The following is an 11,232-nucleotide window of genomic DNA, read 5'->3' on the forward strand; positions in this document are numbered from 1 at the left end:
ACGGCTGGAGGCCGATGTGACACTCAAATGGGACCAGATCGATGATCGCGCAGTCGCGACCGCCAAGGTTCTTGCAGCAGACGCAGTAGAAAAAGTAGGAAACGGACACCCCGGAACAGCAATCTCCATTGCTCCGGCCGCGTACCTGCTGTACCAGCGTCATATGAATATTGATCCGAAGGACGACCGCTGGATTGGCCGTGACCGCTTCATCCTCTCTGCGGGACATTCTTCCCTCACCCAGTACATTCAGCTCTACCTCGCCGGAATGGGCCTCGAACTTGACGACCTCAAATCCCTGCGCACCGCAGGTTCCCTGACGCCCGGGCACCCCGAATACCGCCACACCAAAGGCGTTGAAATCACCACCGGTCCACTCGGAACAGGTATCGCCTCCGCCGTTGGCTTCGCCATGAATGCTCGTCGCGTCCACGGCATCCTCGACCCTGAAACCCCCCTCGGTGAGTCCGTGTTCGACCACCAGGTGTACGTCCTTTCCGGCGACGGCTGCCTCGAAGAAGGTGTCTCCGGTGAAGCCTGCTCCCTTGCGGGTACGCAGAAGCTGGGCAACCTCACTCTGATCTGGGATGACAACCACATCTCCATTGAAGACGACACGAAGATCGCTTTCACCGAAGATGTTCTCAAACGCTACGAGGCGTACGGCTGGCACGTCCAGCGCGTCGATTGGCTTTCCGAAGACGGTTCCTACACCGAGGACGTCGCCGCTCTCTCCGAAGCCCTCGACGCGGCAAAGGCGGTCACCGATAAGCCCTCGCTCATTGCGGTTCGCACGATCATTGGCTGGCCAACCCCCGGCAAGCAGAACACCGGAGGGATCCACGGCTCGAAGCTCGGAGCTGAAGCTCTCGCAGGGTTGAAGACCACGCTCGGCCTCGACCCCGAAAAGTCCTTCGACGTTGACCAGGAGGCAGTGGACGCGGCTCGCGCGAACGTTGCTCAGCGCTGCGCCGACTACCGCAAGGACTGGGACGCTCGCTTTGAGGCATGGAAGGCAGCCAACCCCGAGCGCGCCGCCCTGCTTGAGCGCCTGCAATCAGGGAAGCTTCCCGAAGGCTGGGAGAAAGCTCTGCCAACTTTCGAGGCCGGGAAAGCCGTTGCAACTCGCGCAGCATCCGGTCAGGTCCTCAACGCCATCGCCGATGTGCTGCCCGAGCTTTGGGGTGGGTCTGCTGACCTCGCTGGCTCGAACAACACCTTCATCAAGGGACACCCGTCATTCCTCCCCGAGGGCCGTTCCTCTGAGGCATTCTCCGGCAACGAGTTCGGCCGTAACCTGCACTTCGGTGTGCGTGAATTCGGCATGGGTGCCGTGATGAACGGTATTGCCGCTGACGGCCCAACCCGCGTGTACGGTGGCACGTTCTTCGTGTTCTCCGACTTCATGCGCGGTGCTGTCCGTCTTGCCGCACTCATGGACCTGCCCGTCACCTACGTGTGGACGCACGACTCCATTGGTGTGGGCGAGGACGGCCCAACACACCAGCCCATTGAGCATCTCGCGTCCTACCGTGCGATCCCGAACCTGGCGATCGTGCGTCCCGCGGATGCAACCGAAACCGCCCAGGCGTGGAAAGCCGTGCTTGAGCAGTCGCACCCTGCGGCCCTCGTACTGTCGCGTCAGAACCTGCCGAACCCGGCGCGTGATGAATCCACCGGTTTTGCGTCCGCCGAGAACCTCGTCAAGGGCGCGTACGTTCTGGCTGACACCGAGGGAACCCCCGATGTCATCCTCCTGGCGTCCGGCTCCGAGGTATCCATCGCTCTTGAGGCTCGCGAAACACTGGCAGCTGAGGGCGTTGCCGCTCGCGTCGTCTCCGTGCCCTGCATGGAGTGGTTCGAGCAACAGAGCGCAGAGTACCGCGAAGAAGTTCTTCCCTCCGCCGTCAAGGCACGCGTCTCCGTTGAGGCAGGTATCGCCCTTCCGTGGTACCGCTGGATTGGCGAGGCCGGCCGCGCAGTTTCCCTGGAGCACTTCGGTGCCTCCGCTGCCGGTGATCTCCTGTTCTCAGAGTTTGGAATCGATGCCGAACACGTGGTTTCCGCTGCAAAGGAATCCATTGACGCTGCCCGCGCCTGAGCGTCTCTTTTATTGGTGAGCTGACAAGCTCACCAAGCCGGAGTGGCCGTGAGAGTAGTAGCGAACTGCTCTCACGGCCCCACTTATTCAGCCACTCGGATCCTAAAGACGTGTGGTCAACATCCAGCACGGTCTTTCAGGGAGTGTTCCTGGCCGCATCATTCGTCAAGTTGCAGCTTCTTGAGGATCCGCTTCCGACGGACGACGAAGAATACTCCACCGGCAGCAGCTGCCAGCATGAACCCGGCAACGATCACCACAAAGAGCGGGAGTCCTGCGCTTACCGTGATGGGGATTCGCGTACCAACGAAGCGATAGTCTTCGTTCCACCCAACAACAACGAGTTCATGCTGACCGTTGGTCACTCTGGGGAGCGTCAGCTTCCCAGACACCATCCCCTTGTCGTCCACAGGAAGGCTTCCAACAGTTTGAGGTGTGGAACGCACTTGAATGAGAACGCGTGTTTTTGGAGCCATTCCTTCCAGGTGAACATCAACAGCATCTCCTTGCGCGACAGCACGTTTCTCAGTGGACTGAGTAAGTTCCGCTGCATCAACCGATGCCTGTAAATCCTTTCGATCGACATCGATACGCACAACACCGGGTGCGACATTCGACGTCAGAGCCTGGATGATACGGTCACCCGCCGTGATCCGCACGCGCGGCGCTTGCTGGCGGAGCTGAAGGTCTTCGCTCTTGGACCAGGCAATTAATGTTTGCGCCCACCGATGATGCCCTTCCCTATTGGGGTGGAAGAGTTCCGGGAAGGTTGCGTCATAGTCTTTATCCCATTGAGATTTTTCCAATGACAGTCTTGTCTTGAAGTCATCAGCACTGCGTCTGACGGCATCGCTGAGCGTCAGACGGACGAAGTAGGAGTCCTCGACACAGATTGAATGTCCTGCGGCCATCGTGATCACTGGCTCAGAGAAATAGACAGGGTACCCCTGTGCCTGCGCCTCCTTGACCTCAGTTCGGATGCGTTCATTGAGCGTGGCAAGCAAACGCTTTGACATGGCAATTTCTGAGGAGGTGAACCCGTTTAGACCGAAGTGATTACACTTGCCTCGACTCGGACTCCAGAACGGATCAGGGTACGGTGAAACGATCAGTGGAGCAAGTTTTCCTCCGCGTTTCGCAATGAGTTCCTTGCTGTTAATGACCTCAGAAAGCTCCATATAGCTGCCGCTCATATGCGCGAGGTGTGAGACAAAATCTCGGTATTTGCGTTCGTTACTTTGACAGTCGTGAAGGAAGCATTCTTTGACGATATCGCTAAACCCAATGTCATTTCCACCCATCGTCAGCACAACAACATCGGGGTTCTCGATCTTTCTTAGCAGGTCGATTTGCGAGACTTGTTTCTCGGAGGCCCCTCCAAGGACATCTCGTGTGGTCGCCCCGGAACAGGCGATGATTTTCGTATTTTTTCCCCCAATGAGTTGACCGTAGACGTTCGGGGATCGGTGACATGAGGGGGGATGCGTGTTCGCATAGTCGCCCGCCCCTTCACCCGAGGAATATGAGTCACCCAAAACGACGACAGTTCCCCCATGAGAAGCCAATAGCTCTCCACCATCGTGACGTGTGAGGTCGTGATCGGTGATCTCCATATTTCCGGTCTTGACAACAGCTCCCTTACCGTGAACGCCGGCATACACCTTCCATTGGTAGCGGGGGTTCGTGTCGCCACTGATGAGGAAACGCCATGTCCGTCGTATCGTCCCATGTGCCTCAATTGTCGACAGTGGATACCTCACCGGCGAGTAGTGCTTGACGCCGCTGGGTGAGACAGGAGCAGTCGTCGCGTTCGAATCATTCGTGGACCCGACAACGGGGAGGACGTCAATTGCCAGTGCCGCACCTGTTACCGGCTCATCTTTGGGATTCGTGATCGTTGCGGTCACCGAAGTCATATCGCCACGGCGAACCGATTCCAGCGCAGTGACATCTAACTGGAGATCCTGGTCCTTGTATTCCTCGATCTCCTTGAGAAGATCCTCAGAGTTTTCCGTCGACGTAAACGATCCGCCCGTGACCTTGGCCAAACACTCAAGATCTTGCGTTGACTCGCTACCCATATTGAATGCAACCGCGGCGACCTCAATCTCGAAGCCTTCATTGATAATTCCCCGAGCCGCCTCGCATGCCGGGATTCCGCAGTTCGCCAAACCATCGGTCACCAGAACGATATGTGCGGCGTGATACCCCTGAGCTTTGAGCTCCGCGACAACTTTCTGCAAGGCTGGCCCAGTGGGAGTATCGCCGTTTGCGGTGAGCAGTCGAATCTGTGCATCAACGTTAGTGGGATCGGGTTTTTTCAAGGGCTCCATATCCGGCACCCAACTTCCCGCCGCACAGCCCTCGACCGACGCTCCACCGGGGTACGTCCACAACCCTAAGTCCACGTTGTCTCCGCGCTCGCGGACAAGGTCCGACATCAGTGTCTGTGCAGCGAGCAACTTATTCTGCCCATTGTTGTCGTTATCAGCCATTGAGCTCGACGTGTCGAAGACGATGACCAGGGGTTTCTCAGACTGCGCATGTGCAGAGGGAACCGAGACTAGGGCAACAAGGCTTAACACCACAGCGAGGATCGTACATAGCATCCGATGCAACCGCGACATCATTGTTCTCCCTGAAGCGTCGCGATCTCATCCGTTGATCCCTTGACCCGCACATCCGCAAGCACAGCGCTTCCGTCCTCGCCAATGACGTGCACCTCAAGACGTAACACACCGGTCACATCCACTCCCAGGGGAACCGGTGTGGCATATGCTGCCGTCACCGAAGCGAGCTGCTTGCCATCACCAACGACGGTGACCGTTACGCGCGAGTCAGTATCGTCCGTGTCGCTGACACCGACGATTCCTTCGAGATACATCGCTTTTCTGTTGAGCAACCAGCCATAGGTGTATCCCTCCTCCGACCGGCCTGGGGAACAGCGGAGAGAGTTCGCATATTCGGTGCCATTGACGCTCTCCGCTCCTCGCGAACACGAACTATCAACTGTGTTGAGCTGCGAAAGGAAGATCGAACTTCCCGCCTGAGCGAGGGTCAGCTCGACGCTTGCCGGTAGAGGATCCCCTTCTTTGACGCTTGCCTGAATCACCGTTCCGGTTGGACTTCCCATCGCATACTTCTCGACGACTGTGGGCTCCACACCGAACGCCCGAAGCGTCTCAAGGGCTTCCTTCTTGGCCGAACCGATGACACGCGGCATCTTCGCCTGCTCCGAAACCGTCAGAGTGATCTTGCTTCGACGAGCCTCACCCATAACAGGATCCTGCGCAATCACTAACCCGGGTTGTCCTCCCCACTGCTTTGATTCGACGGTGACATCCGCCAAGGAAATATCCATATCTGCAAGGATTTGTTTCGCGTCATTGAGCGGCAGTCCCCGCACATCGGGCATCTGATTGTCGAGGACGGCCCCGCCCGACTGTGCTGATTCGTCGGGGCGTGAAGCAGCCGCTGAATCAACGGGCCCCTGCGCGTGTGTCTGAATGAGGCTCTGAACAAACCATCCGCCAATGAAAGCCGCTGCCAATGCAGCAAAGGAGAAAAGAGCTATTGCAACGACGCCTGTCTTTCGCAGCGAGCGCCGCAGTGTTGCTTTCGGATCGTCATCGGGTGCCGCCGCAGGCTTCTGAAGAGCTTTTCTGTGGCGACGCAAGAGCGTTGGTGTCTGTTTGGGACCGTCATTCGGGGTCCCTTGCGAAGGATCCGGCGCTGGGGTCTGCCCATCGGGTGGGGTCAGTGCGTGGTTCCCCGGCTCCGCCGCGAGCACGTCCGAGGTCTGCGCATCGGGTGGAGGTGGCGCTGGTGTCGAATTGGGTGGAAAGCCGGTGAGTGGGGTGCCGACATCATGCGGAATCGGATCAGTTGGGCCCGGAGCTACCTTTTCTCCCGGATGCGGAGCTCCGAACTGTCCTGGGCCATAGTGTTGGGGTGGCTGAACGGGACTGGCGGGGATCTGACCGAAGGACAGTCCACACACCGGGCATCGGTCAACATTCGGTCGGTGCAGGGAACCACACTGGGGACAGGTCGGCATTGACTTCTCCAAGATTAGTCGGCAACTATGGTTTCTCTCACTATACGTGATGGAGCCGTCAGCGTTGGCCTAACCAGAGAGATCACCCACACCGCGTTCACATGATGGTCAGCTCTTCCGCGGCTCCGTCCTCGTCCCCCCCTAAAAACTCCAACGGCAACCAGGGCCGAGGGACGCGACACGCAAGCGGAAAAGGAAACGCGGTTGTCCTCGTCGTTGAGAACAACCGCGTCACGTCTGGCACGCAGCGTAGAACGCTCGCGGCAGAGAGTGAAAGTCAGAAACCTACCCAGCGCTGAAGCACGCCGTAGGCAACGATGGTGACCACCCAGATGACGAGAACACCGAGGGTAATGCGATTAAGGTTGCGCTCGGCAACACCGGAGGAGCCGGCGTTCGATGTAATCCCGCCACCGAACATATCGGACAGGCCACCACCGCGCCCCTTGTGCATGAGCACGGTGAGGGTCAGCAGGAGGCTCGCAATGATGATGAGCACGATGAGAGTAATGTGAAGAATTGCCACGTGAATTCCGATTTCTCAACTGATAGGGACCGTCGACAGTCTAATAGGCAAAACGCTCGGGGGCCAACCTGCACGGGCGAAATGTCCGCCACGTGAGGAGGCCCCCGGCGTCGAACTCAGCGATCAGGCGTAGAAACGCGCCATCTCAGCAAAAGAATCAGCCTTGAGTGAGGCACCACCAATGAGGGCACCATCAATGTCGGCCTGAGCCATGAGTTCCTTGATGTTTCCGGGCTTGGCGGAACCACCGTAGAGAACACGCGTGGCCTCGGCAGTAGCTTCACCGAAGTCCTCACGCAGAGCCCCGCGGATTGCACCGCACACTTCCTGGGCATCATCAGAGGTCGCGGTCTCGCCGGTGCCGATTGCCCAGATGGGTTCGTACGCAATGACGATCTTCGCGACGTCCTCAGCGGACCATCCCTTAAGAGCAGCCCGAATCTGACCGAGGACGAACTCGACATGCGTGCCGGCCTTGCGGACCTCAAGGGCCTCGCCACAGCACAGGATCGGGGTCATTCCCGCGTCAAGAACCTTGCGAGCCTTCTGGCCAACGAGCTCATCGGACTCATTGTGGTATTCGCGACGCTCCGAGTGTCCCATGACCACGTAGGTGCATCCCAGCTTCGTCAGCATCTCGGTGGAGATCTCACCGGTGTACGCACCGTTATCGTGGATCGACACGTCCTGTGCACCGTACTTGATGCCAAGCTCATCGGCATCAACGATCGTCTGGACGGTCCGAATGTCGGTGAACGGAGGGATCACGAGGACCTCGCACTTGTCGAAGTCGTGGTTGTGATCCTTGAGTTCCATCGCAAGGCCCTGGACGAGATGGTTCGCCTCAAGGTGATCCATATTCATCTTCCAGTTGCCTGCCATCAGCGCAGTGCGTGCCATTTTTCAGTCCTCCAGAACTGCAATACCGGGCAGAACCTTGCCCTCGAGGAGCTCGAGGGAAGCGCCGCCACCAGTGGAAATGTGAGAGAAGGTGGATTCATCGAATCCGAGAGTACGGACGGCTGCGGCCGAATCACCGCCGCCAATCACCGAGAACATGCTGCCATCGGACAGAGCCTTAGCAACAGCCGCTGTACCAGCTGCGAATGCCTCGAACTCAAAGACACCCATCGGACCGTTCCACGCAACGGTCTTGGCCGTGGCCAGCTTGTCGGCGAACAGTTTCTGCGACTCAGGGCCAATGTCGAGACCCATCTGATCGGCGGGAATCGCGTCAACAGACACAACCGTCGAGGGAGCATTCGCGGCGAACTCGGGGGCAACAACAACATCGGTGGGCAGAACGAGGTCCACGCCTCGTTCTTTCGCCTCGTCAATGTAGGCCTTCACAGTGTCGATCTGATCCTCTTCGAGGAGCGACTTGCCCACAGAATGCCCTTGAGCAGCGAGGAAAGTGAAAACCATTCCGCCGCCGATGAAGAGCATGTCAGCTTTCTTCAGGAGGTTCGCGATGACGCCGAGCTTGTCAGAGACCTTCGAGCCACCAAGAACAACCGCGTAGGGACGCTCCGGCTCCTCAGTTGCCTTACGCAGCGACTCGATCTCGTTGACTACAAGGAGACCAGCCGCGGAAGGAACAAGCTTCGCAATGTCATAAACAGATGCCTGCTTGCGGTGCACAACACCGAAACCATCCGAAACGAAAGCGTCACCAAGCTCCGCGTACGCGCGAGCAAGCTCTTCACGCTCCTCATCAACCTTCGAGGTTTCGCGCGCATCGAAACGAACGTTTTCGAGGAGGGCAATCTGGCCTTCTTCAAGGGCAGCAACCGTTTCCTTTGCGGAATCTCCAACGGTGTCACCTGCAAGTGTCACGGGAGCATCAATGAGCTCGCCGAGACGCTGCGCAACGGGAGCCAAAGAGAACGCCGGATCAACCGTGCCCTTTGGGCGGCCAAGGTGAGCCATGACGACAACTTTCGCGCCGGCCTGAACAAGTTTTTCAAGCGTCGGCAGGGCCGCACGGATTCGCCCGTCATCGGTGATGACGCCATCTTTAAGCGGAACGTTAAAGTCTGAACGGACGAGGACGCGCTTGCCGCGCAGGTCGCCGAGAGTATCAATTGACCTCATTGAATGAACCTTTCTCACGAAGTCTGAACGCGGAATAATCCGCCGAAACGAAGATGAATGTCTGAGCAACAAACGCCCGCACACACTGGGGTGTGCGGGCGTCCGTTGTTAGCCAATCACGCGATAGCGCGATGATCTCAGGCGAGCTTCGAGCCAACCAGAGCGGTCAGCTGCACGAGGCGGTTGGAGTAGCCCCACTCGTTGTCGTACCAGGACAGGACCTTCACGAGGTTGCCAATGACCTTGGTCTCGTTGGCATCGAAGATCGAGGAGTGCGGGTCACCAACGATGTCGGTGGAGACGATCGGATCTTCGGTGTAGGCCAGAACGCCCTTGAGTTCACCCTCAGCAGCAGCCTTGACAGCAGCCTTGATCGACTCAACGGAAACTTCCTTCTCCGCCTCGAAGGTGAGGTCGGTGAGGGAGCCGGTCGGGGTGGGAACGCGGACGGCAAGGCCGTCGAACTTGCCCTTGAGTTCAGGCAGAACGAGAGCGACAGCCTGAGCAGCACCGGTCTTCGTCGGGATCATGTTCAGGGCAGCGGCGCGGGCGCGACGAAGGTCGCCGTGGGGCGCGTCGAGGACGCGCTGGTCGCCGGTGTAGGAGTGGATCGTCGTCATGATGCCGCGGACGATGCCGAAGTTCTCGTGAAGAACCTTGGCCAGCGGAGCGAGGCAGTTAGTTGTGCACGAAGCGTTGGAAATGATGTTGTGCTTCGCGTTGTCGTACTCGCCCTCGTTCACGCCGATGACGAAGGTGCCGTCAACGTTCTTTGCCGGAGCGGAAATAACGACCTTCTTGGCGCCGGCGTCGATGTGAGCCTTTGCCTTCTCACCGTCGGTGAAGAAACCGGTGGATTCGACGACAACCTCAACGCCGAGATCGCCCCAGGGCAGGTCGGCAGGGTTGCGCTGGGCAAGAACCTTGATGGACTTGCCATTGACAACGATGGACTCGTCATCGTAGGAAACCTCACCGTTGAAACGGCCGAGGATCGAATCGTACTTAAGAAGGTGAGCGAGAGTCTTGGTGTCGGTGAGGTCATTCATTGCGACAATCTCGATATCCGCACCCTGCTCAAGGGCTGCGCGGAAGAAGTTACGGCCGATACGGCCAAAGCCGTTGATGCCAACGCGGGTGGTCACTATTGTCCTCCTGCTCGTGCCCACGGCGGGCACTGATGATCGATGCAACCGAGGTCGCACTGTGCGATCCCGGCCCGCAGATCTCTGCGGTTCCAGCACTATCCAATCTACACCCACAAGCGACATCCGGCACAGCAGCTTGACCCTCAACTGGGCGTGGGGAGAATCTCCATTGCCGATCGGGACTTCAGTCCCTTTTCACTCGTCGTCAAGCATGTCGAGGGTCAGCGCTGTCTCCGTGTCCGGAATCCCGCGTTCGTGCGCAACCTTGTCTGCCATCGCGAGAAGACGCCGAATTCGCCCGGCCACCGCATCTTTCGTCAACGGCGGATCCGTGTGTTTCCCAAGCTCTTCAAGAGAGGCTTGCTTATATTCAAGCCGAAGCCGCCCAGCTTCAAGCAGATGGTCGGGGATGTCATCGCCAAGAATCTCAAAGGCTCGTTCAACACGTGCCCCGGCGGCAACCGCCGCGCGAGCAGATCGACGCAGGTTCGCATCATCGAAATTTGCTAGACGATTGGCACTACCCCGCGCCTCGCGCCTCTGTCGGCGTTCCTGCCACGAATCGAAGGTATTGGGTGCCCCCAAGGCTTTAATGAGCAAGGCAATCGCTTCGGCGTCGCGCACGGCAACACGATCCGTTCCCCGAACTTCTTTCGATCGTGCAAGCGCTCCAAGTTTTCGTGCACATCCGACCATCGCCAGGGCAACCTCGGGACCCGGACAGGTAATTTCCAGCGACGAGGAGCGTCCCGGCTCCATCAACGACCCGCGGGCAAGAAATGCACCTCTCCAGATGGCAGCGGCTTCGGCCTTCCCCGATGCCACGAGGGAAGCTGGGAGCCCACGAACAGGTCGGCGCAGAGAGTCAACAAGTCCCGTCATGCGTGCAAGTTCATCAGCACGATGAATCACGCGGACAACGTAGCGTTTCCCACGGGCCAGGGACCCGCCAGAAACAACAACGACGGATGATTCCGTGTCATAGAGGGCATGAAGGAAAGCACGCAGTCTGCGGGCCGCGACCGGGGAGTCCAGCTCCGCCTCGATGAGGATCCTGCCGGACACAAGATGCAAGCCGCCGGCGAAACGCAACGTTGTTGCCACCTCAGCGGCAACCTCCGATTGCGTCGTCACGGCTGTACGCGCAAGCTCGTCCTTCATATCTGATGTCAGTGACACGTGTGTTCCTTCTATTTCGCATCCGCGCGGATACGCATTCCGTTGTCTTCAATTATTTCGCAGTCGGTAACGGGTGCTCCACCCGCCCGAGGGTGATCAACACTTCACCAGTGCAGTGACCGATACG

Annotated in this window: 8 protein-coding genes; 1 reads left to right on the forward strand and 7 read right to left on the reverse strand. The window is 58.5% G+C overall.

Translation table 11 applies throughout. The features are described 5' to 3' along the window. The first annotated feature begins 16 nt into the window (after positions 1-16). The gene (gene tkt, locus G7Y41_RS04955; RefSeq protein WP_165315357.1) at positions 17-2,101 is read left to right on the forward strand and encodes a transketolase; all 2,085 of its coding nucleotides are present in this window, start codon (positions 17-19) and stop codon (positions 2,099-2,101) included. Positions 2,102-2,259: 158 nt separating this feature from the next. On the opposite strand, the gene G7Y41_RS04960 is transcribed toward tkt, so the two are convergent. The 7 genes from G7Y41_RS04960 to whiA form a co-directional block, all read right to left on the reverse strand. Then, the gene (locus G7Y41_RS04960; protein ID WP_165315358.1) at positions 2,260-4,689 is read right to left on the reverse strand and encodes a GDSL-type esterase/lipase family protein; all 2,430 of its coding nucleotides are present in this window, start codon (positions 4,687-4,689) and stop codon (positions 2,260-2,262) included. 38 nt (positions 4,690-4,727) lie between these two features. Next, entirely contained in the window at positions 4,728-6,158 is a 1,431-nt protein-coding gene (locus tag G7Y41_RS04965) for a PASTA domain-containing protein (RefSeq protein ID WP_165315359.1), read from the reverse strand. A gap of 277 nt (positions 6,159-6,435) precedes the next feature. Beyond that, positions 6,436-6,684, reverse strand: coding sequence for a preprotein translocase subunit SecG (secG, locus tag G7Y41_RS04970; protein ID WP_165214741.1), 249 nt, complete (start codon positions 6,682-6,684; stop codon positions 6,436-6,438). Positions 6,685-6,807: 123 nt separating this feature from the next. Then, positions 6,808-7,584, reverse strand: coding sequence for a triose-phosphate isomerase (gene tpiA, locus G7Y41_RS04975; protein ID WP_165214744.1), 777 nt, complete (start codon positions 7,582-7,584; stop codon positions 6,808-6,810). A gap of 3 nt (positions 7,585-7,587) precedes the next feature. Next, on the reverse strand, positions 7,588-8,778 hold the full coding sequence (locus tag G7Y41_RS04980; RefSeq protein WP_165315360.1) for a phosphoglycerate kinase: 1,191 nt from the start codon (positions 8,776-8,778) through the stop codon (positions 7,588-7,590). A gap of 137 nt (positions 8,779-8,915) precedes the next feature. Beyond that, complete coding sequence (gene gap / locus G7Y41_RS04985; protein WP_165315361.1) at positions 8,916-9,923, reverse strand: type I glyceraldehyde-3-phosphate dehydrogenase; 1,008 nt, start codon at positions 9,921-9,923, stop codon at positions 8,916-8,918. Between the two features lie 198 nt (positions 9,924-10,121). Further along, a complete protein-coding gene (gene whiA / locus G7Y41_RS04990) occupies positions 10,122-11,105 on the reverse strand; it encodes a DNA-binding protein WhiA (protein ID WP_165214753.1) in 984 nt (327 codons plus the stop codon). Between the last annotated feature and the right edge of the window lie 127 nt (positions 11,106-11,232).

This window comes from Schaalia sp. ZJ405 (assembly GCF_011038885.2).
Classification (GTDB): Bacteria; Actinomycetota; Actinomycetes; order Actinomycetales; family Actinomycetaceae; genus Pauljensenia.

What these genes read in the sequence shown, in the direction of transcription:
- G7Y41_RS04965 (WP_165315359.1), bottom strand. Translation starts at nt 6,158, where the DNA reads ATGCCGACCTGTCCCCAGTGTGGTTCCCTGCACCGACCGAATGTTGAC.
- tpiA (WP_165214744.1), bottom strand. Translation starts at nt 7,584, where the DNA reads ATGGCACGCACTGCGCTGATGGCAGGCAACTGGAAGATGAATATGGAT.
- G7Y41_RS04980 (WP_165315360.1), bottom strand. Translation starts at nt 8,778, where the DNA reads ATGAGGTCAATTGATACTCTCGGCGACCTGCGCGGCAAGCGCGTCCTC.